Origin of the sequence: Sulfitobacter rhodophyticola, assembly GCF_041281685.2 — a bacterium.
In the GTDB taxonomy this organism is placed as follows: domain Bacteria; phylum Pseudomonadota; class Alphaproteobacteria; order Rhodobacterales; family Rhodobacteraceae; genus Sulfitobacter.
In genome coordinates this window covers 3766691-3790683 of record NZ_CP166251.2, presented here as the reverse complement: position 1 = coordinate 3790683, position 23993 = coordinate 3766691, and the positions used below count along the sequence as shown (strand labels likewise).

Below are 23993 nucleotides of genomic sequence, written 5' to 3'. Positions count from 1 at the left end.
CTACAAGGACCGTGCCCATGCGCGCTTCGTTTGCTTCTGATCCGGATGGCGCGCGGGGACGGCGCGTCCCGGAAGAGGAAAGCACCTTCCGGTCCTGTTTTCAGAGGGACCGGGACCGTATCATCCACGCCAGCGCCTTTCGGCGGCTGAAACACAAGACCCAGGTTTTTGTGGAGCATGAGGGTGATTATTTCCGGACCCGGCTGACCCATTCCATCGAAGTGGCACAAGTGGCGCGGACGATTTCTGGCGCGCTGGGGCTGAATGCGGAACTGACCGAAGCGGTCGCACTGGCACATGATCTGGGCCATCCCCCCTTCGGACACACCGGGGAGGACGTGCTGCACGCGCTGATGGCCCCCTACGGCGGGTTTGATCACAACGCGCAGGCGATCAAGATCGTGACATCGCTCGAACGGCACTATGCAGCCTTTGACGGGCTGAACCTGACCTGGGACACGCTGGAAGGCATTGCCAAGCACAACGGCCCGGTGACAGGCGATCTGCCGCATGCGCTGGCGGATTACAACGCGCTTCACGATCTGGAACTGCACACCCACGCCAGCGCGGAGGCGCAGGTGGCGGCGCTGTCGGACGACATCGCCTACAACAACCACGATCTGCACGACGGATTGCGCGCGCGGCTTTTTTCCGAAGACGACATTGCCGATCTGCCGCTGGTCGGCCCCGCCTATGCCGAGGTGGACAAACGGTATCCCGACACCGACCCTTATCGCCGTAGGCACGAAGCCCTGCGCCGGGTCTTCGGCATGATGGTCGCGGACGTGATCGAAACTTCTTCGGCGGTGCTTGAGGGGTCCGGCGCGCGGTCGGCGGCGGACATCCGGCATCTGGGCCGCCCGGTGATCCGCTTTTCCGATCAGATGTGGGCAGATATCCGCGCCATCCGTGCCTTCCTGTTTGAACACATGTACCGCGCGCCCGCCGTGATGGAGATGCGCGCGGAGGTCAGCCAGGTGGTGCGGGACCTGTTTCCGCTGTTTCTGGAAGACCCGCAGTTGTTGCCGCGCCACTGGGCCCGCCAGATCGCGGAAGCCGCGCAGGATCAGACCACGCTGGCCCGGATGGTTGCAGATTACATCGCCGGGATGACCGACCGGTACGCCTTGGGGGAACACGCGCGCCTGTTGGGCGGCACCACCTCCGCCACGATTTCAAGGTGGAGCGCGCAGTGACCCGTCCCGCCACCACCCCGCGTCCGGCCAAACGCGGGCGGGATCTGGTGGTGATGATCGTGGGCGCGACGGTTGCCCCCGGACCTGACCTGACAGAGATGCTGGCGCGGCGCGGCGCGCGGCTTGTGGTGCTGGACCGCGACGGGCGGGCGCTGGAGCAGTTGGCGGGGCGCTGCGGGGGGCGGATCGAACCCCTCGCGCTGCCGCAGGACCCGCAGCAGACAATGACCTTGCTGCGCTCCGCCTGGGGGCATGAACCGCTGGACTTGGTGGTCAACCTTGCCCCGCTTGCCGCATCCCCCGACACCGGCAGCCAGATCACCGCCTTGTCGTATCTGGTGCGGGCCACGGCGCGGGGACTGGTCGCCGCGCGCGGGTGTCTGGTGACGGTGATGGCCCGACCCGAAGATGCGCTTGATCTGCAGGCCACCGGTCTTTGCGCAGCCCTTGCCGCGACCTCTACCGCGCTGGGGCAGGCACTTGGTGCCCGGGGGGTGCGGGTCCACAGCATCAGCGTCCCGGCAAAGGCGCCGCAGCAAGCGGTATCGCTGCTGTCGCACCTGGCGCATCACCGTCTGGACGACATCCCTGCCACGGCCTTTTCGCTCTGACATCGGCGCAACCCGGATCAAGCGGCCGCGCTGCAATTGACTGCCCTTGCTCAGGTGATACATGGGCGGGAAGCCAAGGAAAGAACCGATGAACCTATTTGCCGAAATGCGCAGCCTGATCGTGACCACGCTTGAACAGATGGTCCGCGACGGTGCCTTGCCCGAGGGGCTGAACTTCGACCCGATCACCGCGGAGCCGCCGCGCGACGCCGCACATGGGGACATGGCGACCAATGCGGCGATGGTGCTGGCCAAGCCCGCAGGGCTGAAGCCGCGCGATATTGCCGAAAACCTTGCTGGGAAGTTAACCGGTCACCCATGGGTAACCGCAGCGGAGGTAGCGGGGCCGGGGTTTTTGAACCTGCGGCTGGCACCGGATGTCTGGCAGGGGATCGCCCGCGCGGTGCTGGATGCCGGAACGGATTTCGGCCGTGGCACCCTGGGCGAGGGTCTGCGCGTCAACGTTGAATACGTGTCCGCCAACCCCACGGGGCCACTGCACGTGGGTCATACGCGGGGCGCTGTGTTTGGCGACGCGCTTGCCAGCCTGCTGGATTTCGCGGGCTATGACGTCACGCGCGAGTACTACATCAACGACGGCGGCGCGCAGGTCGATGTGCTCGCCCGGTCCGTCTATCTGCGGTATCTGGAGGCGCACGGGCAGGAGGTGGCATTTGAGGATGGCACATACCCCGGCGATTATCTGATCCCGGTGGGGCAAAAGCTGAAAGACAAGGTCGGCGATGCCTTTGTCGGCAAGGGGGAGCAGTTCTGGCTCGAAGAGGTCCGCGATTTCGCGACCGAGGAGATGATGGACCTGATCCGGGCCGACCTGCTGGCGCTGGGGGTGAAGATGGATGTCTTCTATTCCGAGAAGTCGCTGTACGGGACAGGCCGGATCGAGGCGGCGCTGGAAGACCTCAAGGGCAAGGGTCTGATCTATGACGGGGTGCTGGAGCCGCCCAAGGGCAAGAAGCCCGAAGACTGGGAGCCACGCGAACAGACGCTGTTCAGATCGACCGAACATGGCGATGACGTGGACCGTCCGGTGATGAAATCGGACGGGTCGTGGACCTATTTCGCGCCGGACATTGCATATCACTACGACAAGGTGCAGCGCGGGTTCGATGCGCTGATCGATGTTTTTGGCGCGGATCACGGGGGCTATGTCAAACGGATGAAAGCGGCGGTTTCGGCGCTTTCGGATGGTAAGGTGCCGCTCGATATCAAGCTGACGCAGCTGGTGAAGCTTTTCAAGAACGGCGAGCCGTTCAAGATGTCCAAGCGGGCAGGAACATTCGTGACCCTGCGCGATGTGGTTGATCAGGTCGGGCCGGATGTGACGCGGTTCGTGATGCTGACCCGCAAAAACGACGCGATGTTGGATTTCGACTTTGACAAGGTGATGGAACAAAGCCGCGAAAACCCGGTGTTTTATGTGCAATATGCCCATGCGCGGGTGGCGTCCGTCCTGCGTAAGGCAGCGGAGGCGGGGATCCCTGCGGATGAGGCTACGCTGAAAGCCGCTGATCTGAGCCTGCTGGATCACGAAGCGGAACTGGGATTGCTGCGGAAACTTGCCGAATGGCCACGGTTGGTCGAAACCGCCGCGCGCAGCAATGAACCACATCGGATTGCCTTCTATCTATATGAACTTGCAGGCGATTTTCACGGATTGTGGAACCGCGGCAATGAAGAAACCGGGTTGCGTTTCCTGCAGGAGGACGATCCTGCCACATCGGCGGCAAAAATCGCGCTGGCGCGGTCTGCGGCGATTGTAATTGCGGCCGGCTTGGGTATTTTGGGTGTCACACCGGCGCAGGAGATGCGGTAGAAATCGCACCGGCGCGCCGCTACAGGCATTTCAAGATCAGACCCGCAGCGCATGTGTGCTGGGGGCAGCGAGGCATAGATGGCAGACTTCACTTTCTCCTCCCATGTGGGGGATGACGGCGGTTATGCGCAGGAATACGTTGTCCAGCAGGACGCGCCCAACCCCTTGGGAACACTGACAAATGTTGCTGGCGCATTGGTGTCACTGGCGCTTGTCGTGGGCATCGGGGTCTGGGGGTACAAGTTGCTTGTCCGTGACGTCAGCGGCATACCGGTCGTCAAGGCCGTGCAGGGCGACATGCGGGTGCTGCCCGAAGATCCGGGTGGCGAATATGCACAGCATCAGGGCCTGTCGGTCAATGCGGTGGCAGCCGAAGGCACCGCCGCACGCCCGGCGGACGAATTGCGCCTTGCCCCCAAACCGGTCGAATTGACAGAGGACGACAAGGTCGCCCCGGTGGAAATAGCGGCCCCCGCGCCACAGGAGGCGCCGACGCTGCTTGAAACGAATGAAGCGGGCCCGGACAGGGCGGTTGTGGCGGAGGCGTTGCAGAACGGGAATGTCGATGACGTGGTCGCGCAATTGACCGCAGGCGTCGCCCCGCTGGCCGATCTTGGCGCCGAGACGGAAGACATCATTGCCAGCGTGACCGCCCAAGTCGCCGCCGAAGTGCAGCAGGCCGAAGCGAAGCTGGCCGCCGTGATCGATGCACCCGGCGTGCGTCAGTCCCTGCGCCCGCGCAAACGCCCCGCCACGCCCGTGCAGGTCGTGAATGCCGTGGCCACCGCCGCGGTGCCGGAGCCGAAGGACATCGACCCCGCAACCCTGCCCGCCGGGACGCGTTTGGCGCAACTGGGCGCCTTTGACAGTGCCGAAGTCGCGCAGGAGCAGTGGGACCAGTTGCAGACCCGGTTCAGCGCCTACATGGCCGACAAGGACCGCGTCGTGCAACGCGCCAGCAGCGGCGGGCGGGTGTTCTACCGCCTGCGGGCCATGGGGTTTGAGGATCTGGGTGCGGCGCGGCGTTTCTGTTCTGCCCTGGTGGCCGAAAACGCGGATTGCATTCCGGTCGTGACCCGCTGATGGCCCCAACCGCAGCGATCCTGGACGCGGATGCGCTGCGGCTGAGCGGTGAAGAGAAAGCCTTTTTCAAAGATGCGGACCCCTGGGGGTTCATCCTTTTTGCACGCAACATCGACACGCCCGATCAGGTGCGCGCCCTGTGTGACGAGATGCGGAGCGCGGTCGGGCGGGATGCGGTGATCACCGTGGATCAGGAAGGGGGCCGCGTGCAACGCTTGCGCGCGCCGCACTGGCGCGAGTGGGCCGCACCGCTTGATCTGGTGGCCTGCAGCGGCGCGCGGGCCGAACGGGCGATGTACCTGATGTACCGCATCATCGCGGATGAATTGCGCGCCCTTGGCATCGACAGCAATTGCGCACCGATGGTCGACGTGGCGGGCGCGGCGACCCATGATTTCCTGCGCAACCGGTGCTATTCCAGCGATCCGGCGCGGGTTGCCGCCGTGGGGCGGGCGGTTGCGGAGGGCTTGCTGGAGGGGGGCGTCCTGCCGGTGTTGAAACACATGCCGGGGCATGGTCGCGCGGTGGTGGACAGCCATCATCATCTGCCGCGCGTCAGCGCCGGGGCGGCGGACCTTCAGGAGGTCGATTTTGCCCCGTTCCGGGTGCTGAACGATCTGCCGATGGGGATGACGGCGCATATCGTTTTCGAGGCGCTGGATGATACGCCCGCGACCTGTTCGCCGCGCGTGATGCAGGTGATCCGCGAAGACATCGGATTTGAGAACCTGATCATGACCGATGACATTTCCATGAAGGCACTGGGCGGGGATCCGGTGGCCAGCACCCGCGCGGCGCTGGCGGCGGGGTGCGATCTGGCGCTGTTTTGCAACGCACCGTTGGAACAGCGCCGCGCGGTGGCCGACGCCGCCGGTGAAATGACTCCGGCGGCGCAAATCCGCGCCGCGCGCGCGCTGGACCAGCGAAAGCCGCCGCAGGATGTTGACATTCCCGCGCTGGAAGCCGAATTTGACGCGCTTCTGGGCGGGGCGGGACATGGCTGACACCACATTCGAAGAAGACCCGATGTCCGTGGCCGACCGCATGGCTGCCGAGGCGCTGATCGTGGACGTGGACGGGTTTGAGGGGCCGCTTGACGTGCTGCTGACGCTGAGCCGGACACAGAAGGTCGACCTGCGCAAGATTTCCGTGCTGCAACTGGCGCGGCAATACCTCAGCTTTGTGGAACGCGCCAAGGCGCTGCGGCTGGAACTGGCGGCGGATTACCTGGTCATGGCGGCGTGGCTGGCGTTTCTGAAGTCGCGGCTGCTGTTGCCGCCTGATCCGGAGGAAGACGGCCCATCGGGCGAGGAACTGGCCGCGCATCTGGCATTTCAGCTTGAGCGGTTGCAGGCGATGCGCGATGTGGCGGCGCGCCTGATGGCGCGGGACCAGTTGGGGCGCGATTTCTTTGCGCGCGGCCAGACCCATGAGGTGCAGCGCGTGCGGCGCATCACCTATACCGCGACATTGCTGGATTTGATGCAGGGCTATGCCCGCATCCGCACGCGGGATGAATTCCGCCCCTTCACCATGGACCGTGACGCGGTCTTTACCATGGAACAGGCGCTGGAACGGATGCGGGGCCTGATCGGGTTTGCAGGCGACTGGGGCGATCTGATGAGCTTTCTGCCCGAAGGTTGGGAGATGGACCCGGTGCGGCGAAGATCGGCGACAGCGGCGACTTTTGCAGCCTCGCTTGAACTGGTAAAGGAGGGGCATCTGGAAATCCGGCAATCAGAGACATTCGCCCCGATCCAGTTGCGCAAGAAGGATTAGGGTCGTGTCGGAACATAGTGAAGAGCAAGAAGAAAGCCTGTTTGAAGCCCCCCCGATGGCCGAACAGGAACGCATGATCGAAGCGGTCCTTTTCGCTACCTCCGAACCCGTGACCCTGAAAGAGCTGGAAGCGCGGATGCCGCACGGCTGCGACGCGGGCGAAGCGATGGTGCATCTGCGCCGCCGGTACGAGGGGCGCGGTGTTGTGGTGCAGAAGATCGGCGATGGCTATGCGATGCGCACCGCCGCCGATCTGGGGTTCCTGATGCAGAAGGAAACCGTGGAGGTGCGCAAGCTGAGCCGGGCCGCGATCGAGACGCTGGCGATCATCGCCTATCACCAGCCCGTCACTCGGGCCGAGATTGAGGAAATCCGGGGTGTATCGGTGTCGCGCGGGACGGTGGACCAGCTGCTTGAGCTGGAATGGATCCGCTTTGGCCGCCGCAAGATGACACCGGGCCGCCCGGTGACTTTCGTGGTCACGCAGGAGTTCCTTGATCACTTCGGGCTGGAGAACGCGCGCGACTTGCCGGGCTTGAAGGAGTTGCGGTCTGCGGGGCTGCTGGAGAACCGACCGCCGCCCAGTCTGTTGCCCATTGTCGGCGACGGGGAGGATGAGGAAGAGGCATCAGAGGGCCAAAGCGAGCTGTTTGAGGATTAAATCGCCTGAAAATCGCCGCATTGGTCCCTATATTGCAGGCTGAGGCATAAAGAGAGGCACCAGATGAACCAGATCATCAACATGATTATCCGTCAGGTCATGCGACAGCTGATCAATCGCGGCGTCAGCGCGGGCTTTGATCAGGCGTCCAAGATCGGCAAGAAGCGTGATGCCGATCCGCAGGCCGCTGAGGCGGCGCCGGAGGAGTTGACGCCACAGGAGCGGCGTCAGCGCAGGCAGGCGCGTCAGGCCGCCCGGCAGGCGAAGCAATCGATGAAGGCGATGAAGCGCGTTACCCGGTTTTGAACACGCGCTGTTTGCGCAGGTGTTGCGTGGGTGCCAGCCCCCACACTTGCGATCAGTGGGGGCCAGCCCCCACACTTGCGATCAGTGGGGGCCAGCCCCCACACTTGCGATCAGTGGGGGCCAGCCCCCACACCCCCGGGTTTCTTAAACCATTTGGAAGCAGGGTCAGGCGGTTTTGAAATGCTTGCTGAGCTTGAGGCCTTGGCCCTGGTAGTTTGAGGCGATGTCCGCGCCGTAAAGCTGCGTGGGTGTTTCCGACATGCGTTCATAGACAAGGCGGCCGACGATCTGGCCATGCTCCAGCACGAAGGGGGCCTCGTGACAGCGCACTTCGAGCACCCCGCGTGAACCCGCGCCCCCCGCCGCATCGTGGCCGAAGCCGGGGTCGAAGAAGCCCGCGTAATGCACGCGGAATTCCCCGACCATGGCAAGATAGGGGGCCATTTCCGCCGCGTGATCCGGGGGGATGGTTACCGCTTCGCGGCTGACGAGGATATAGAAGGCACCGGGGTCGAGAATGATCTGTCCGTTGTCGCTGTGGACCTCTTCCCAATAGGCGGCGGGGGCGTAATGTCCAATGTTATCAAGGTCTATTACCCCGGTGTGGGGTTTGGCGCGGTAGCCGACAAGGGTGGTGTCGGGCAGGCGCAGATCGACCGAGAAGCCCAAGCCGTCGTCGATCACGGCAGTGCCGCTGACCAGCGGGGTGCGGGCGTGGAGGGCGGATAGGGCGTCATCCGACAGGACCGCGTTGCCCCGGCCAAAGCGGATCTGGTTCAGCCGCATGCCGGGGCGTACCAGCACGGAAAAGGAACGCGGGCAAATCTCTGCATAAAGGGGGCCGGTGTAGCCATCGGCGATGCGGTCGAATTCGACCCCGCCGTCGGTGATGGTGCGGGTCAGAAGGTCGAGCCGCCCGGTGGAGCTTTTGGCGTTGGCCACCGCAGAGATACCGGCGGGCAGGGCGAGGCCTTCCATCAGCGGGACGACGTAGACGCAGCCCTTTTCCAGAACGGCGCCGCCGGTGAGGTCAACGCGGTGCATTTCGAATTCTGCCAGCCTGTCGGAAACCTTGGCCCCGTGACCGGCGAGGAAAGAGGCGCGCACCCGGTAGGCGACCGTACCCAGCCGCAGATCGAGGCTTGCGGGTTGCACCTGCGCAGGGATCACGGCGGGCGTTGCTGTGATGGCGCCATCGGCGATCATCGCTTCGATCTGCTGGTTGGGAAGGACGCCGGTCTGGATCATGTTTTCTGGCTCATCCCATTGACGGCAAACGAAAAAACAAACGCCCGCGTCCCAGGGACACGGGCGGTTTGATGTCGGTGGTCGGGCTAGCAGGACTCGAACCTGCGACCTTCCGTCCCCCAGACGGACGCGCTACCAGGCTGCGCCATAGCCCGACATCAGCGGTGTCATACCTGATCTTGGCCTGCGTGCAAGCGCGAAATGCGGGTGCCGTCATGGGCCGTCAGCCTTTTGCACCGCCGCCCCGACGGGCATTCTGCATCTTGTCCCGCAGCGCGACGAGCTGCTGCAAAAGCGGTGCGACATCGCGGGCCTGTTCCGGATTGAGACCGGGCGTGCGGAAGGCGGCGGTCAGCACGGAAGGCTGTGCGGGAAAGTCCGCCTCCGGCGTCAGCGGCGGCATGTCGATGATGCGCGGTTTGGGGGCGGAGGGTGTTTCGGGTGCTGATTCATCTGTCGCTGCTTCTTCGGCATCAGCGTCGGCGGGTGCCGCTTCGTCCGGCTGATGTGCGTCCGCTCCGGCGCGGTCTTCATCGGCATTTTGTGCTTCAGTATCAATTTCTTGCGTGTCCGGCACACTGTTTTCGGTGGCGGCCGCGCGCGCATCGTCCGGTTCATCTTCCGGCGCAGGTGCGTCTTCAGTCGCCGTGCTTTCGTCGAGGTCCTGCGCCGGGGCTTCCGTCGCGCGGTGTACGAAAGCGGGCAGAGTGCTGGCGTCTTCGGTGGGTTCGGGGTCGGTGGGCGCTTCGGATGCTGTGTCGGGCTCGGCATCTGATGGGGTGTCGCTTGCTCCGTTGGCGGCGAAATCCAGCACGACGCCGCTTTCCTGCGCCTCCGGGGTGTCCGGCGTGGCGGTGTCGGCTTCGGCTTCGACCACCTCTGCCATCTGGTCATCCAGCGGTTGCGATAGCTTCGCGACGTGCCCCATGCCTTCTTCGCGCAGGATCTTTTGGACGCCCTTTATGGTCAGACCGTCGTCATGCAGCAGTTTCTTGATGCCGCCCAGCAACAGCATATCGCCCGGCCGGTAATACCGCCGCCCGCCCGCGCGCTTGATCGGCTTGACCTGGGTAAACTTGCTTTCCCAAAATCGCAGGACATGGGCCTGTACGTCCAGCCAGTCTGCGACTTCTGAAATCGTGCGGAAAGCATCGGGCGATTTGGGCATCAGATCAGGACTTGCCCCCGTTGGCGACCCGGTCCTTCATCAGGTGAGAGGGTCGAAAGGTCAAAACCCGGCGGGGGCTGATCGGGACTTCTTCACCGGTTTTGGGGTTACGGCCCACGCGCGCAGTCTTGTTGCGCACGGAGAAGGTGCCGAAGGAGGAGATTTTGACCTGTTCGCCGGTGACGAGCGCATCGGACATATGGTCAAGAACGGATTCGACGAGCTGCGCGCTTTCATTTCGGGACAGACCCACCTCGCGAAACACCGCTTCGCTCAGGTCCATGCGCGTCAAAGTCTTGTTGGTCATTCCATCCCCCTTGTTTATTTTCAGCAACCATAAGGGCCACCGTTTTTCGGAGTCAATATCAATGACTTGCACTTTGTCGCTTAAGCGGCTGTTTTCTGGCGTGGATTTGCCTACCAGCGCAGGACGACCGCGCCCCATGCCAGGCCGCCGCCAATGGCTTCGGTCACGATCAGATCGCCTTGCTTGATCTGCCCGCGCGTGCGGCCCACCGACATCGCCAGCGGAATGGAGGCGGCAGAGGTATTGCCGTGGTCCTGCACGGTCACGACGACCCGGTCCATCGGCAGGTCGAGCTTTTTCGCGGTGCCCTGGATGATGCGGATGTTGGCCTGATGTGGCACGATCCAGTCGACGTCCGCGGCGTTGACACCAGCTGTTTCCATCGCGGTGGTTGCCGTTGCGGCAAGCTTGGCAACGGCATGTCGGAACACCTGATTGCCCTGCATGCGCAGATAGCCCGTGGTGCCGGTGCTGACTCCGCCATCGACGTAAAGCAGGTCGCGGTGACGCCCGTCAGAGTTGAGGTCAGTGGCCAGGATGCCACGGTCCGCGGCAGTGCCGTTGCCCTCCTGCGCCTCAAGGATCAGCGCGCCTGCGCCGTCCCCGAACAGGACGCAGGTGGAGCGATCGGTCCAGTCCATGATCCGGCTGAAGGTTTCTGCGCCGATCACCAGAACGCGGCGTGCCTGACCGGAGATGATCAGCGCATTCGCATTGGCAAGCGCATAGATGAAGCCCGCGCAAACTGCTTGAACATCGAAGGCGAAGCCCTTGTTCATGTTGAGTTCTGCCTGAACCATCGTCGCGGCGGAGGGGAAAGTAAGATCAGGTGTGGAGGTGGCCAGGATGATGGCGTCCAGATCATCGGCTGCGATGCCTGCATCCTGCAACGCGGCCCGTGCCGCAGCCGTGGCCATGGCGGAGGTGGTTTCCCCTTCGGCCGCGAAATGGCGGCGTTCGATCCCGGAGCGGGACCGTATCCAGGCGTCATCGGTGTCGAGGGTTTTTTCGAACTCCGCGTTTTCGACCACCCGTTTTGGTAGATAGTGGCCGCAGCCAATCACAACAGCGCGTTTGGTCATGCGGAAGCCTCACCACTGGGCAGGGTGGCGGCCACGCGGGCGGCCAGTTTGTCGTTGAACTTGCTTTCGGCCAGTTGTGCGGCAAGCTTGATCGCGGCTGATACGCCGGTGGCATCGGCAGAGCCATGGGATTTCACAACCGTGCCGTTTAGGCCAAGGAACACGCCACCGTTTACGCGGCGCGGATCGATCTTGCGCTGCAACCGCATCAGCGACGTATAGGCCAGCAGCGAGGCCAGCCGCGACAGGGGCGAATACTTGAATGCTTCGCGCAGCCGTTCGCCGATCAGGTTGGCGGTCCCTTCGCCGGTCTTGATCGCGACATTGCCGGTGAAGCCGTCCGTGACGATCACGTCGACGCTGTCGCCGGAAATATCGCCGCCTTCGACAAAACCCACGAATTCGAAACCGGCATCTTCATGCGCATCGCGAATCAGGTCGTAGGCATCTTTCAGCTCGGACCGGCCCTTGTGTTCTTCTGTGCCCACGTTCAGCAGCCCCACGCGGGGACGCGGCAGGTCCAGACCGTTGCGCGCATAGGACGTGCCCATCAGCGCAAAACGCAGCAGGTCATCGGCGTCGGCCCGGATGTCGGCGCCGACGTCGAGCATCACGTTGAAGCCCTGCGGATTGGCCGAAGGGTAGAGGACGGCAATGGCGGGGCGGTTGACGCCGGGCAGCTTGCGCAGGCGGATCATCGACAGCGCCATCAGCGCCCCGGTGTTGCCGCAGGAGACGGCCACGGAAGCCTCGCCCGAGCGCACCGATTCAATTGCCGACCACATGGAGGTTTCCTTGCCCGTGCGCACCACCTGGCTGGGTTTGTCGTCCATGGTGACGACGTCCGGCACATGGCGGATTTCGCAGCGGCCATCGAGGTCCTTGCGGCGTGCCAGAAGCGGAGCCAGCTGGGCCTCATCCCCGTGCAGGATAAAGGAAATATCCTTGTTGAGGTCCGCAGACAAGGAACACCCCGCAACCACGGCTGCGGGGCCTTCATCGCCACCCATGGCGTCCACGGATATCAGGGTGCGTGTGGCTTTCGCGGCAGAGTGATCGGTCCGGGCCGTCATCGGTGCGAATGCCTCATATGATGTTGCGCTGGGACGCGTTCGGGGCCGATCAGGCCGCGTCGTCTTCCAGATCGATTTCCTCGGTCAGGGCCACGACTTCGGCGTCGTCGTAGTGACCGCATGACGCACAGATGTGGTGCGGACGCTTGAGTTCGCCACAGTTGGTGCATTCGTTCGGATTCGCGGCAACAAGCGAATCGTGGGCGCGGCGGTTGTTGCGGCGCGACTTGGAAACTTTATTCTGCTGGACAGCCATGTCTGGTGCCTTTGTCGTTCGGGGCCGGTGTCCCCGGACGGGACAAAACAGCCGTGTTTCAATAGAGCCCTGCGTGGGTGTGACGCCGCTTTATGCGAGGGGCGGCGCGATGTCCAACCTTAACTGAGGCGAGGGCGGCAAAATACTGTGATAGTGCGCGGATGCAAGCCCTGTCTTGGCCTTAATCCTTGTCTTTTCCGAGCGCTGCGCGCAGGTCCGCCAGCCCGGCAAAGGGTTTTGCATCTTCATCGGTCATCGGCGCCTTGCCCGGTTTGGTATAGACCATCGGGCCCAGGGCGGCTTCGTCCTTGCGCGGGTAGTCGGGCAGCGCAAGCGTCAGCGCTTCGAGCATGATGTCGAACGGATCGATCCAGACCCCGAGGGCTTCGGTGGTGTCATCTTCGGGCATTTCGACTTCCGGGTCGTCGGGATCGCTGTAATCAGCCAGAAAACGGCGCGTCACATCGGTGTCGATGCGGGTGGTCACCGGGTCAAGCGTGACCACGCAGGATTGCACGGCGGTGGCGCCCAGGCGCGCTTCGAGCTGCCAGTCGGTCTTGCCCATGGGGCGGATCAGCCCTTCGAAGCTGAGCTTGCGCAGGGCATTCAGCTTCAGGTCCGCCGATATTTTTTCAAGCGTGGCGGCATCGGGGCGATAGGCGAAGGCGTTATCGGTGGTGGTGGAAAGGTCGGCCACACGCAAGGCGGTGGCACTGGGCGGGGTACGGGACATCCAACTACCTGCTTTCGTTTCTTGAACCTTTGGGGCGCGATGGTGTATGCGACATAGAAGCGGGAAGTTTGAAGAGCAAGAGGCCAGACCATATGCGCAACACCAGCCGCAGCGGGCGTATCGCAAGACGGGTGTCCATCGTGGCTCTTGTCGTGGCCCTTGGGGCGTGCGCGCCGCAGTTCAGCAACCACGGATATATCCCGCCGCAAGAAGACCTTGACCAGATCAAGGTCGGTGCCGACACCCGCGACACGGTGGCTGAAAAGGTCGGCGTGCCCGCGTCATCGGGCGTGTTGAACGAAAGCGGCTATTATTACGTGCGATCGCGCAAACGGTCCATCGGGCCGCTGCCGGAGCGGGAGATCGACCGTCAGGTCGTCGCCATCAGCTTTTCCAGCAACGGCGTGGTGCAGAACGTCGAACGCTTCGGGTTGGAGCGCGGACAGGTGGTGCCGCTGTCGCGGCGCGTGACGTCTTCGCCGGTCAACAACCAGACCTTCCTGCGCCAGCTTCTGGGCAACATCGGCCGCCTTGCGCCGGCAGGGTTCAGCAACTGATCTGCCCAACCTCAGGGCCCGTGCGTTTTGCCATTCTGAAAAGGGTGGTGCAGCGCATGCCGCTTTCTGGGTGGATGCCGACATGATCGCGTTGCGAAAAGGCCGCTATATCGCCCGTGAGGCGCGGGACGAGGACGACCTTGCCGCCGCCTGCGCGCTGAGGGCAAGGGCGTTTGCGCTTGCCGGGGCGCAGGACCGCGACGCGCATGATGATCGTTGCACCCATATTCTGATCGAGGACACCACCGATGGTGCGCTGGTCTGCGCCTTTCGGCTGTTTGCAGTGCGGGGCGCCGATCTGGCCGACAGCTATGCCGCGCAGTTCTACGAGTTGAGCGCGCTTGAAGCCTACGAGGGGCCGATGATGGAGTTGGGGCGTTTTTGCGTGGCCCCCGACAGACGCGACCCGGATATCCTGCGCATCGCCTGGGCGGCGCTGACTGATTATGTCGATGCCCATGACGTGCAATTGCTGTTCGGCTGTTCGTCCTTCGCCGGCGTGGAGACCGACCGGTATCTTGATGCCTTCGCGATGCTGCGCGCACGGCACCTTGCCCCCAAACGCTGGTTGCCACGCGTGAAGGCGCCGGATGTCTTCCGCTATGCGGCCAAGTTGCGGCGCAAGCCGGATGTGCGCAAGGCGATGATGCGCATGCCGCCGCTTTTGCGCACCTATCTGATGATGGGGGGCTGGGTGAGCGATCATGCGGTGGTCGATCATCAGATGAACACGCTGCATGTGTTCACCGGGCTGGAGATCGGCGCGATCCCGGCGGCCCGCAAGCGCTTGCTGCGGGCGTTGGTCTGATTTGATTTCAGTCCTCCGGAGGGGTTTTTTTAACCATTTGGAAGGGGCGGAGGCGTTGTCTTTTGCCGACCGTGCGGCTAGCTGCGGGGGATGGCACGAACACCTTTATTGCAGTTGACCGATATCGCCCTGACCTTTGGGGGGGATCCTGTTTTTGACGGTCTGTCGCTGGTGGTGCAGCCCGGTGACCGGATCGCGCTGGTGGGGCGCAACGGGTCGGGCAAATCGACCTTGATGAAAGTGATGGCGGGGCTGGTGGAGCCGGACCGGGGGGAAGTGGTGGCTGGCCCCGGTGTGTCTGTGGGATATATGGAGCAGGACCCGGATTTGAGTGGGTTCGACACGCTTGGCGATTTCGCCGCCCATGCGCTGGAGCCCGGCGAGATGTACAAGGTGGAGCGTGCGGGCGAGGGGTTGAAGTTCGATCCGGATCGCAAGGTGGCCACGGCCAGCGGCGGGGAGCGGCGGCGGGCGGCCTTGGCCCGGTTGATGGCCGAAGCACCTGGTTTGATGCTGCTGGATGAGCCGACGAACCATTTGGATATTCAGGCGATCGGATGGCTGGAGGACGAGTTGCAGCAGACCCGCAGTGCCTTTGTGCTGATCAGTCACGACCGGGCGTTCCTGCGCGCGTTGACCCGCGCGACGCTGTGGGTGGATCGGGGCGAGGTGCGGCGGCAGGACAAGGGGTTTGGCGCTTTCGAGGGCTGGCGCGATACGGTCTGGGAAGAAGAAGACATGCAGCGCCACAAGCTGAACCGGAAGATCAAGGCGGAGGCACGCTGGGCGGTTGAAGGGATTTCAGCGCGTCGCAAGCGCAATCAGGGACGTGTGCGCGCCTTGCAGGATTTGCGCAAGCAGCGGGCGGATCAGATCACCAGGCAGGGCACGGCGGCGATGGCGCTGGATGCGGGGCCGAAGTCCGGGCGCAAGGTGATGGAAGCCAAGGGGGTCTCAAAAGCTTTCGGAGATGTTCAGATCGTCACGGATTTCACCCTGACGGTGCAGCGGGGCGACCGGATCGCGCTGGTGGGGCCCAATGGGGTGGGCAAGACGACGCTGCTCAATATGCTGATCGGGCGGGAAGAACCGGACAGCGGGACGATCAAGCTGGGCACCAATCTGGAGGTGGCGCTGTTTGATCAGGCGCGGGCGCAGTTGGATGGGGATATGTCGCTGTGGGATTCGCTGACCGGCGATCCCGAGATGCGGGTTTCCGGCAAGGCGGATCAGGTGCTGGTGCGCGGGCAGCCGAAACATGTCGTTGGATACCTGAAGGAGTTCCTGTTCGATGAGGCGCAGGCGCGGGCGCCGGTGAGGTCCCTTTCTGGCGGTGAAAAGGCGCGGTTGCTGCTGGCCAGGATCATGGCGCGGCCGTCCAATGTGCTGGTGCTGGACGAGCCGACCAATGATCTGGATGTGGAGACGCTGGATCTGCTGCAGGAGCTGCTGGGAACCTATGACGGCACGGTCATTCTGGTGAGCCACGACCGGGATTTCCTGGACCGGGTGGCGGCCACGACCATCGCCATGGAGGGCGATGGCAGGGCGACGGTCTATGCGGGCGGTTGGTCGGATTATGTCGCACAGCGCGGAATGGATGATTTCGCGGGTAGCGTGGTGGCATCGAAGAAGACCGCCGCCCGGCCGAAAGCCGAGAAGGCCGTCAAATCGGGGTTGAGTTTCACAGAGAAACACCGGCTGGAGGCGCTGCCGGGGGAGTTGGCGCGGCTGGAAGCGGAGATCGGCAAGCTGGAAGGGTTGCTGGCTGATCCCGACTTGTTCACGCGCGAGCCGGTCAAGTTCAACAAAGCCACGCAAGCCCTTGTAGAACGACAGGAAAAGCTGTCCGCCGCGGAGGAGGAATGGCTGATCCTCGCGGAGAAGGCGGAAGCCTGAGCGCGGCTATGCAGGGCGTGCAGGAACGCCGATCACGGTTGTGGCGGGGGCCACGTCCTGCGTCACGACAGCGCCTGCGCCGATGATGGCGGCTGCACCGATGATGACACCGGGCATGATAATGGCGCCCGCGCCGATCCAGACGTCCTTGCCCACCGTGACAGGATGGGCGATTTCGATGCCTGCACGGCGCTTGTCCGGGTCCTTGTGGTGCTGGGCGCAGAGGATCTGCACGCCGGGGCCGATCATCGTGTGATCGCCGATGTGCACCGGCGCGGAATCGAGGATCGTGCAGCCTGCGTTGATATAGACCGTGCTGCCCAGATGGATGTTGAAGCCGTAGGAGCAGTGGAAGGGGGATTCGATATAGCAATCCCCGCCATGCGCCGCGAAGAGGTCGGCCAGTGCAGCGCTGAGGGAGGTGCGGGTGTCGGGGGCGGCCTGGTTGTGGGCGTGCACGGCGGCACGCGCGGTGCTGCGCCACATCTCCAGTGCGGGATCAAGGCAGGTGTACCATTCACCGGCGGCCATCTTGTCTGCTTCGCTCATCGCATTCGCAGTGCGCCGTCGATGCGGATCACCTCCCCGTTGAGATAGCCCATTTCGACAATGAAGGCGGCGAGGCGCGCGTATTCGTTCGGGTCGCCCAGGCGTGCGGGATTGGTGACTTCGGCGGCGAGGCTGTCCTGCACCTCTTGTGGGAGGCCCTTGAGCATCGGCGTGGCGAAGATACCCGGCGCAATGGTCATCACGCGAATCCCGTCCTTGGCCAGATCGCGGGCCATGGGCAGGGTCATGCCGACGATCCCGCCCTTGGAGGCAGAATACGCGACTTGGCCCTTCTGGCCGTCAAAGGCGGCGATGGAGGCGGTGTTGATAATCACGCCGCGTGCGCCGTCGGGTTCGGGTTCATTGCGGGCCATGGCCGTCGCGGCAAGTCGGGCGATGTTGAAGGTGCCCGTGAGATTGACGTCGATCGTGGTTTGCCAGGCGGACATGGGGTGGGGGCCGTCGCGGCCGGTGGTCTTGGCGGCGATGGCGACGCCTGCGCAATTCACAGCGGCGGTCAGCGCACCCATCCTGTCCTGCGCGGTGTCGATGGCGGATTGAACGGAAGCCTCGCTTGTCACATCCGTTTCGCAGAAAAACCCGCCGATTTCCTCAGCCACTGCGGGACCACGGGTGGTATCGCGGTCGAGCAAGGTCACTTTTGCCCCCTGGGCTGCGAAGTGGCGGGCGGTCGCCTCTCCCAATCCGGAGGCACCGCCGGTGATGACGGCGGCGGTGGTGGTGATCTGCATGGGGCGGCTCCTGTTTCTGAACGGGTGTTCAGAAAATCATGAGGAGCGCCAAGGTGCAAGGGGGGACCAGCGCAGCCATGTGCCGCCTGTTTGATGCGGACGGGCGCCGGTGCGGTGTTTGAAGCGGTTCAGTGTCGGGGTCCCCGCATCGATTCGACCGAGATCGACGGTGACATGGCCGGTTCGGGCAAGGTGGGTCATGGCCAGCCACAAGATGAGGTTGTGGGCGTGGTGCGCCCGCCCCTCCGGCGTGGTGTGTCCGATGTGATATGTCGCGCGGTGGCCGTGGGTTAGGAACAGCATGTGGGCGACCGGATGGCCGCGCAGGGTCGCTGTAAAGAGTTGGGTTTGCGCAGGCGCAACGGTGGCGAAGGCGGTGGTGAGCGCGCGGGGCCAGTTGCGGTAGCCGATTGTTTTAGATTGGGTTTCTTCGAGCGCGAGCAGGGGGTGATCGGGCTCCAGTGTGCGTTGGCGCACCCGCAGGGGGCTGTCTTCGGCGCGGCGCAGCTGGTTGCGCCACTTGGGGTGCAGGCGTGCGCGGCGGGTTGCGGTATCGGCGGTCAGATCGAGGTGGAGGAGGGTTTGCGCAGCCTTGAGACGCAAGCCAAGAGGGGCGAAGGGGGATTCGGGAGAGAGGATCAGCGGGCAGCGGTGCAGGTTTTTCGCACGCAGTTGATCCGTCAGGTCGGTGGGCGGCACCGCGCGCGGCAGCATCAGGAGCGGGATGCCCAGCACACGGCGGCTGAGCAGCGTGAGGCCGGAAGGCAAGGTGATCGGGCTTTGGCCGCACAGGCGAAGGGCGGCGGCGAAGGCCGGGTCCTGCATCAGGGCGTGGGTTTCGGGCGTCTGGACGTCGAACATGCCGCGCAGTCTGGGCGCGGCATGGTTAAGGGGGTGTTAGCCGATCTGGACCAGCGCGTGGCGTTTCTTGCCCGCTGACAGCTTGATCGGCGTCGTGAGGACATCGGGACCCAGCATCAACCCAGCATTGGTCAAGGGTTCATCATTCAGCTTTGCGCCGTTTTCCGCAATCAGGCGCTTGGCCTCCTTGCCGGAGGCGGCAAGGCCGGATTTGACCAGCAGTTGCACGATGGAGACGCCATCGCCCAATTCCGCCGCTGACAGGGTCAGGGTGGGCAGGTCGTCGCCCACGCCGCCTTTCTCGAACACCTCGCGCGCCGTGGCTTCGGCGGCTTGCGCGGCGTCGACCCCATGCAGCAGGGTGGTGACCTCGTTGGCGAGGGTGATCTTGGCTTCGTTGATCTCCGCCCCCTCCAGCGCGCCGAGGCGGTCGCACTCATCGACCGGCAATTCGGTGTAGAGCTTGAGGAATCGGCCCACATCGGCGTCCGTGGTGTTGCGCCAGAACTGCCAGAACGCGTAGGGCGACAGCATGTCACCGTTCAGCCAGATGGCACCGCCCTGGGATTTGCCCATCTTCTTGCCGTCCGAGGTGGTCAGCAGCGGCGAGGTCAGGCCGTAGACTTCGCCATCGATCACCCGGCGGGTGAGGTCGATGCCATTGACGATATTGCCCCATTGATCCGACCCGCCCATTTGCAGGATGCAGCCGTAGCGACGGTGAAGCTCCATGAAATCATAGGCTTGCAGGATCATGTAGTTGAATTCGAGGAAGCTGAGCGATTGTTCGCGATCCAAACGGGACTTGACGGATTCAAACGAAAGCATCCGGTTGACGGAGAAATGCCGCCCGATGTCGCGCAGGAAATCGAGGTAGTTGAGATTGTCGAGCCATTCGGCGTTGTTGAGCATCAGCGCGTCGCTGGGGCCGCTCCCGTAGGTCAGGTATTTCTCGAACACCTGCTGCATGCCTGCGATGTTGGCGTCGATCTGTTCCGGCCCCAGCAGGGGGCGTTCGTCGGCGCGGAAGGAAGGATCGCCCACCTTGGTGGTGCCGCCGCCCATCAGGGTGATTGGTTTGTGGCCGCATTTCTGCATCCAGCGCAGCATCATGATGTTCAGCAGATGGCCCACGTGCAATGATTGCGCGGTGGCGTCATAGCCGATGTAGGCGGATTGCGTACCTTTGAGCAAAGCCTCGTCCAGCCCCTGATAATCGGTGCAATCGGCCAGAAAGCCGCGCGTCTTCATCGTGTGGATGAATTCCGATTTGGGGTGGTAGGTCATGACGTCTTGCCTCGGGCTTGGAATGCGGGGCAATCTATAGGGGCAGAGCAGTCAAAGGGAAAGGCCCGCGTGGGGTTATGAGCAGGGCCATTGACAAGACGGGTGCGGTGCGCGCCCTGGGGGCGATGTCGGGCACGTCGCTTGACGGGGTGGATGCGGCCGTGCTGGTGACGGACGGTCGCGATATCCTGGGTTTTGGAGAGACGGGGTACCGGGCATACCGGGATACGGAGCGGGCGGTTCTGGCGGCGGCACTCGGGCGTTGGGAGGGACCGGAGGTTCTGGCGGCCGCCGAGGTTGTCGAGGCGGCCCATCTTGAGGCGCTGCGCGGCTTTGAAGGTATTGATATCATTGGTTTCCATGGGCAGACACTGGCCCATGCGCCGCGCACGCGCGGGACGCTACAGGTCGGCGACGGGGCGGCTTTGGCGACGGCGCTAGGGGTGCCGGTGGTCTGGGATTTTCGATCCGCCGACGTGGCGCTGGGGGGCGAGGGCGCACCTTTGGCGCCGTTCTTTCACCACGCCTGTGCGCGGCATGTGGGGGCGGAAGGGCCGGTGGCGTTTCTGAACCTGGGCGGTGTGGGGAATCTGACATGGGTTGATCCGCGCGTGGCGGAACCGGAAGCGGCGGGGGCGCTCTTGGCGTTCGATACGGGGCCTGCGAATGCGCCGCTGAATGATCTGATGCAGGCGCGGTTGGGGGTGCCCTTCGACAAGGGGGGTGCCTTGGCGCGGCGCGGTGTGGTGGAAACGGGCGCGTTGGAGCTTTTTCTGGCGGAGCCCTATTTCGCGCGGATGCCGCCCAAGTCACTGGATCGGAACGATTTTGCGGAGATGATCGGATTGGTTGGGGAGTTGTCGGATGCCGATGCGGCGGCGACCTTGACCGCGATGTGCGCGGCAGGGGTGGCGGAGGCGATGCAGCATTGTCCGACGCTGCCTTCAAAGGTGCTGGTCACGGGCGGCGGGCGGCACAATCCGGTGTTGATGAAGATGCTGGCGGCGGGTTTGTCATGTCCGGTGCAACCGGTGGAGGACGTGGGCCTTGATGGCGACATGCTGGAGGCGCAGGCCTTTGCCTATCTCGCCGTGCGGGTGGCGCGGGGGATGGCGACGTCCTGTCCGGGGACGACGGGGGTGAGTGCGAGCGTGGGCGGCGGGACGGTGTCCTTGGGGTGAAAGGGAGAGCGCTGCGGGTCTCACCAAACCAGATGGTCTGGAATCGCCGTTACTTAGGCTCCTGCCTGGCTCAAGAAATGCCCCTTCCCAAGCGAAATAGCGGTATCCCGCAAGCGGGTCCCTCCGCGATTTAACTTGGCAAGCGTCATTTCTTAAGCCCGTCACGTGCCACGCAACGGCGGCTCCAGACCAGATGGATGGGCAGGGCGATGGGCGCGTGGGGCGGATCGATCAGCAGATCGTGGAGGCGGGCGCGCGGCGGTAGGTGGTGTCGCGGTGGCTGGCGGTGGAGGAGATGATGCAGATCGTGTCGTCTGCGGCCACGTTGGGACGTGCGGGCAGGGGGCCAAGCGTCCGGGTCTGATCCTCGAACGTGACGATCAGGAACCACTGGTCGGGGCCTGCGTTCATCTGGCGTTCTTCCACGTCCGTCACGGTGGCGCGCAGGGTGACCTCGGAACTGCGGCTGCGGTCCCATGTGGCAATGGCGAGGAGTGTGGCGGCAAGCACAAGGAACAGGGTCAGGCGTTTGGTCATGGGATGGTGAACTCCGCCGGTGCGAGGGTGAAGCCGTCAAACCGGAAGCCGGGGGAGACGGTGCAGCTGACGAGGGTGTAGTCGCCCGTGGTCTCGGCGGATTGCCAGTGGCCGCGTGGCACGATGAGTTGCGGTGCGCCCTGCGTCAGGTCGGGTGTCAGCAGATGTGCGGTGGCCGGGCCTGCGTCTGTTTCCGCCATGTGTAGCGTCAGCGGCGCGCCCGCGTGGTAAAGCCAGATCTCCGTCGCGTCAACGCGGTGCCAATGGCTGCGTTCGCCCCGTTGCAGAAGGAAATAGATGCAGGTGCCGGTGGGGCGGTCTGTGCCGGTGTCGTCGGCCCATGTCTGGCGGTAATGTCCGCCTTCGGGGTGGGGCGAGAGTTGCAGGTGGTCGATGATCTGGGCAGGTGTCATGTGAGAGATTTCTCGAAGAACAGCAGATGTGGCAAGACGTCTTCGGGTATGGGCTGGTAAGGGCCGCGCCGGGTAAAGCCGAGTTTGTCGTAGAGATGTTTCGCGGCGGGCAGGTGTGTGGAGGTATCAAGCACCACGCGGGCAAAGCCGTCGGCGCGGGCCTGATCGACAAGGGCGGTGCACAGATGCGCTGCGATGCCCCGGCGGCGGTGGGTTTCCGGCACGAAGACACGTTTGATTTCAGAGGTTTGCGGCTCCAGCGCATGGCTCATCCCGCAGCCTGCGGGACGGCCTTCGGCATCGCGGGCCAACAGGATGATGCCCTTGGGGCGCGCGTGTTCCGCCGCCAGCCGGTCCATCAAGGCGCGGTACTTGGGGACCGGATAGAACGTTTCGGTGATCTGGAGGTCAATGGGGTCATTGTCGATCAGCGTCTTGCGGTAGTCCCAGCAGAGCGCCCGGACAGCGTCGAGGTCCTCTGCCGTGGTCACGGACGTCAGGGTGACGCCCATCACCGCAGGATGGAACGGCCGGCGTATTCCGCGGCTTCGCCCAATTGTTCCTCGATGCGGATCAGTTGGTTGTATTTCGCCAGCCGGTCGGAGCGCGCGAGGCTGCCGGTCTTGATCTGGCCGCAGTTGGTGGCGACGGCGAGGTCGGCGATGGTGGCATCCTCGGTTTCGCCAGAACGGTGCGACATGACGTTGGTCATGCGCGCGCGGTGGGCCATGCCGACGGCCTTCAGCGTTTCGGTCAGGGTGCCGATCTGGTTGACCTTGACCAGCATGGAGTTGGCGCAGCCCTTGTCGATCCCCATTTGCAGACGCTTGGGGTTGGTCACGAACAGATCGTCGCCCACCAGTTGCACATGTTCACCCAAGAGGTCCGTCAGGATTTCCCAGCCATCCCAGTCGTCTTCGGACATGCCGTCTTCGATGGAGATGATCGGATAGTCCTTCACGAGGGCCGCAAGGTAATCCGCGTTCTCGGCCGAAGTGAGGGTCTTGCCTTCGCCGGCCATCACGTATTTGCCATCCTTGAAGTATTCAGTTGCGGCGCAATCGAGGGCGAGGTGGATGTCATCGCCCGGCTTGTATCCGGCCTTTTCGATGGCCTTGAGGATGAAATCCAGCGCGTCGCGGGTGGAGCTGAGGTTGGGGGCAAAGCCGCCTTCGTCGCCGATGCCGGTGGACAGGCCTGCGGCTGAAAGCTCGCCCTTGAGGGTATGGAAAACCTCTGACCCCATGCGCACCGCGTCGCGGATGTTTTCAGCGGCCACGGGCATGATCATGAATTCCTGGATATCGATCGGATTGTCGGCGTGTTCGCCGCCGTTGATGATGTTCATCATCGGGACCGGCAGGATGCGGGCGGATGTGCCGCCGACATAGCGATAGAGCGGTTGGGTGCAGTAGTCGGCGGCGGCCTTGGCCGTGGCCAGTGACACGCCAAGGATGGCGTTGGCCCCAAGACGCCCCTTGTTGTCGGTGCCGTCCAGTTCGATCATCGCCGCGTCGAGTTCGACCTGATCGGTGGCGTCCATGCCGACGAGGTTTTCGGCAATCTCTCCGTTCACGGAAGCGCAGGCACCCAGCACCCCCTTGCCCTTGTAGCGGGCTTTGTCGCCGTCGCGCATTTCCACTGCCTCATAGGCGCCAGTGGAGGCGCCCGAGGGCACGGCGGCGCGGCCCATGGTGCCGTCTTCGAGGGTGACATCGACCTCCACCGTGGGATTGCCCCGGCTGTCGAGGATTTCGCGGGCGAAGATATCGATGATGGTGCTCATGGGATCGGGTCCTTGGGGTTGGATCG

The 23993-nt window shown here is 63.8% G+C and carries 27 protein-coding genes and 1 tRNA gene; 12 read left to right on the top strand and 16 right to left on the bottom strand.

Translation table 11 applies throughout. From position 1 onward, the window contains the following. Positions 1-17 precede the first annotated feature (17 nt). From AB4X18_RS19715 to AB4X18_RS19680, 8 genes are all read left to right on the top strand, one after another. The gene (locus AB4X18_RS19715; protein WP_432816944.1) at positions 18-1196 is read left to right on the top strand and encodes a deoxyguanosinetriphosphate triphosphohydrolase; all 1179 of its coding nucleotides are present in this window, start codon (positions 18-20) and stop codon (positions 1194-1196) included. Then, positions 1193-1807, top strand: a complete 615-nt coding sequence (locus tag AB4X18_RS19710) for a hypothetical protein (protein ID WP_432816943.1) — start codon at positions 1193-1195, stop codon at positions 1805-1807. The genes AB4X18_RS19715 and AB4X18_RS19710 overlap by 4 nt, the downstream gene beginning before the upstream one ends. Before the next feature lie 88 nt (positions 1808-1895). Beyond that, positions 1896-3641 (top strand): arginine--tRNA ligase, encoded by a 1746-nt coding sequence (gene argS / locus AB4X18_RS19705; RefSeq protein ID WP_432816942.1) that lies wholly within the window; start codon positions 1896-1898, stop codon positions 3639-3641. 78 nt (positions 3642-3719) lie between these two features. Further along, on the top strand, positions 3720-4724 hold the full coding sequence (locus AB4X18_RS19700) for an SPOR domain-containing protein (RefSeq protein WP_370401665.1): 1005 nt from the start codon (positions 3720-3722) through the stop codon (positions 4722-4724). After that, positions 4724-5728 (top strand): beta-N-acetylhexosaminidase, encoded by a 1005-nt coding sequence (gene nagZ, locus AB4X18_RS19695; protein WP_370401664.1) that lies wholly within the window; start codon positions 4724-4726, stop codon positions 5726-5728. Before AB4X18_RS19700 ends, nagZ begins: the two co-directional genes overlap by 1 nt. Then, a complete protein-coding gene (locus AB4X18_RS19690; RefSeq protein WP_370401663.1) occupies positions 5721-6503 on the top strand; it encodes a segregation and condensation protein A in 783 nt (260 codons plus the stop codon). The genes nagZ and AB4X18_RS19690 overlap by 8 nt, the downstream gene beginning before the upstream one ends. A gap of 55 nt (positions 6504-6558) precedes the next feature. Then, positions 6559-7164 carry an SMC-Scp complex subunit ScpB gene (scpB, locus tag AB4X18_RS19685; RefSeq protein ID WP_370402545.1) on the top strand — a complete coding sequence of 202 codons (606 nt, stop codon included), beginning with the start codon at positions 6559-6561 and terminating at the stop codon, positions 7162-7164. 63 nt (positions 7165-7227) lie between these two features. Beyond that, positions 7228-7470, top strand: a complete 243-nt coding sequence (locus AB4X18_RS19680; RefSeq protein ID WP_370401662.1) for a hypothetical protein — start codon at positions 7228-7230, stop codon at positions 7468-7470. A 165-nt stretch (positions 7471-7635) separates the two neighbouring features. Here AB4X18_RS19680 and AB4X18_RS19675 read toward each other — a convergent pair whose 3' ends face one another. The 8 genes from AB4X18_RS19675 to AB4X18_RS19640 all read right to left on the bottom strand — a co-directional run bounded on the left by AB4X18_RS19675 (position 7636) and on the right by AB4X18_RS19640 (position 13337). Next, on the bottom strand, positions 7636-8718 hold the full coding sequence (locus AB4X18_RS19675; RefSeq protein ID WP_370401661.1) for a 2'-deoxycytidine 5'-triphosphate deaminase: 1083 nt from the start codon (positions 8716-8718) through the stop codon (positions 7636-7638). A 78-nt stretch (positions 8719-8796) separates the two neighbouring features. After that, positions 8797-8873 (bottom strand) — tRNA-Pro (locus tag AB4X18_RS19670). A 68-nt stretch (positions 8874-8941) separates the two neighbouring features. After that, positions 8942-9886 carry a MerR family transcriptional regulator gene (locus AB4X18_RS19665; RefSeq protein WP_370401660.1) on the bottom strand — a complete coding sequence of 315 codons (945 nt, stop codon included), beginning with the start codon at positions 9884-9886 and terminating at the stop codon, positions 8942-8944. Positions 9887-9890: 4 nt separating this feature from the next. Further along, positions 9891-10193 carry an integration host factor subunit alpha gene (gene ihfA, locus AB4X18_RS19660; RefSeq protein WP_370401659.1) on the bottom strand — a complete coding sequence of 101 codons (303 nt, stop codon included), beginning with the start codon at positions 10191-10193 and terminating at the stop codon, positions 9891-9893. A 110-nt stretch (positions 10194-10303) separates the two neighbouring features. Next, a complete protein-coding gene (locus tag AB4X18_RS19655) occupies positions 10304-11275 on the bottom strand; it encodes a beta-ketoacyl-ACP synthase III (RefSeq protein WP_370401658.1) in 972 nt (323 codons plus the stop codon). Then, the gene (gene plsX / locus AB4X18_RS19650) at positions 11272-12348 is read right to left on the bottom strand and encodes a phosphate acyltransferase PlsX (protein WP_370401656.1); all 1077 of its coding nucleotides are present in this window, start codon (positions 12346-12348) and stop codon (positions 11272-11274) included. The genes AB4X18_RS19655 and plsX overlap by 4 nt, the downstream gene beginning before the upstream one ends. 49 nt (positions 12349-12397) lie before the next feature. Next, positions 12398-12604, bottom strand: a complete 207-nt coding sequence (gene rpmF, locus AB4X18_RS19645; RefSeq protein ID WP_370401655.1) for a 50S ribosomal protein L32 — start codon at positions 12602-12604, stop codon at positions 12398-12400. 181 nt (positions 12605-12785) lie between these two features. Beyond that, a complete protein-coding gene (locus AB4X18_RS19640; protein WP_370401654.1) occupies positions 12786-13337 on the bottom strand; it encodes a YceD family protein in 552 nt (183 codons plus the stop codon). 92 nt (positions 13338-13429) lie between these two features. Between AB4X18_RS19640 and AB4X18_RS19635 the strand changes: the two genes are divergently transcribed. From AB4X18_RS19635 to AB4X18_RS19625, 3 genes are all read left to right on the top strand, one after another. After that, entirely contained in the window at positions 13430-13894 is a 465-nt protein-coding gene (locus tag AB4X18_RS19635; RefSeq protein WP_370401653.1) for an outer membrane protein assembly factor BamE, read from the top strand. Between the two features lie 82 nt (positions 13895-13976). Beyond that, on the top strand, positions 13977-14702 hold the full coding sequence (locus AB4X18_RS19630) for a GNAT family N-acetyltransferase (RefSeq protein WP_432816941.1): 726 nt from the start codon (positions 13977-13979) through the stop codon (positions 14700-14702). A gap of 90 nt (positions 14703-14792) precedes the next feature. Beyond that, positions 14793-16601, top strand: a complete 1809-nt coding sequence (locus AB4X18_RS19625) for an ABC-F family ATP-binding cassette domain-containing protein (protein ID WP_432816940.1) — start codon at positions 14793-14795, stop codon at positions 16599-16601. Positions 16602-16607: 6 nt separating this feature from the next. Here AB4X18_RS19625 and AB4X18_RS19620 read toward each other — a convergent pair whose 3' ends face one another. From AB4X18_RS19620 to tyrS, 4 genes are read right to left on the bottom strand one after another with little or no spacing between them, the layout of a single operon-like run. Continuing rightward, positions 16608-17150, bottom strand: a complete 543-nt coding sequence (locus tag AB4X18_RS19620) for a sugar O-acetyltransferase (protein WP_370401651.1) — start codon at positions 17148-17150, stop codon at positions 16608-16610. Beyond that, on the bottom strand, positions 17147-17902 hold the full coding sequence (locus tag AB4X18_RS19615) for a 3-hydroxyacyl-CoA dehydrogenase (RefSeq protein ID WP_370401650.1): 756 nt from the start codon (positions 17900-17902) through the stop codon (positions 17147-17149). Before AB4X18_RS19615 ends, AB4X18_RS19620 begins: the two co-directional genes overlap by 4 nt. A 36-nt stretch (positions 17903-17938) precedes the next feature. Further along, positions 17939-18763 carry a GNAT family N-acetyltransferase gene (locus AB4X18_RS19610; RefSeq protein WP_432816939.1) on the bottom strand — a complete coding sequence of 275 codons (825 nt, stop codon included), beginning with the start codon at positions 18761-18763 and terminating at the stop codon, positions 17939-17941. Positions 18764-18799: 36 nt separating this feature from the next. Next, positions 18800-20050, bottom strand: coding sequence for a tyrosine--tRNA ligase (tyrS, locus tag AB4X18_RS19605; RefSeq protein WP_370401648.1), 1251 nt, complete (start codon positions 20048-20050; stop codon positions 18800-18802). A gap of 77 nt (positions 20051-20127) precedes the next feature. On the opposite strand from tyrS, the gene AB4X18_RS19600 reads away from it, so the two are divergent. Continuing rightward, complete coding sequence (locus tag AB4X18_RS19600; protein WP_370401647.1) at positions 20128-21231, top strand: anhydro-N-acetylmuramic acid kinase; 1104 nt, start codon at positions 20128-20130, stop codon at positions 21229-21231. Between the two features lie 231 nt (positions 21232-21462). Here the strand turns inward: AB4X18_RS19600 and AB4X18_RS19595 are convergent, their stop codons facing one another. From AB4X18_RS19595 to eno, 4 genes are read right to left on the bottom strand one after another with little or no spacing between them, the layout of a single operon-like run. Then, entirely contained in the window at positions 21463-21768 is a 306-nt protein-coding gene (locus tag AB4X18_RS19595; RefSeq protein WP_370401646.1) for a hypothetical protein, read from the bottom strand. Next, entirely contained in the window at positions 21765-22181 is a 417-nt protein-coding gene (locus AB4X18_RS19590; RefSeq protein WP_370401645.1) for a cupin domain-containing protein, read from the bottom strand. Before AB4X18_RS19590 ends, AB4X18_RS19595 begins: the two co-directional genes overlap by 4 nt. Next, positions 22178-22693, bottom strand: coding sequence for a GNAT family N-acetyltransferase (locus AB4X18_RS19585; protein ID WP_370401644.1), 516 nt, complete (start codon positions 22691-22693; stop codon positions 22178-22180). The genes AB4X18_RS19590 and AB4X18_RS19585 overlap by 4 nt, the downstream gene beginning before the upstream one ends. Then, a complete protein-coding gene (gene eno, locus AB4X18_RS19580) occupies positions 22693-23967 on the bottom strand; it encodes a phosphopyruvate hydratase (RefSeq protein WP_432816938.1) in 1275 nt (424 codons plus the stop codon). The genes AB4X18_RS19585 and eno overlap by 1 nt, the downstream gene beginning before the upstream one ends. Between the last annotated feature and the right edge of the window lie 26 nt (positions 23968-23993).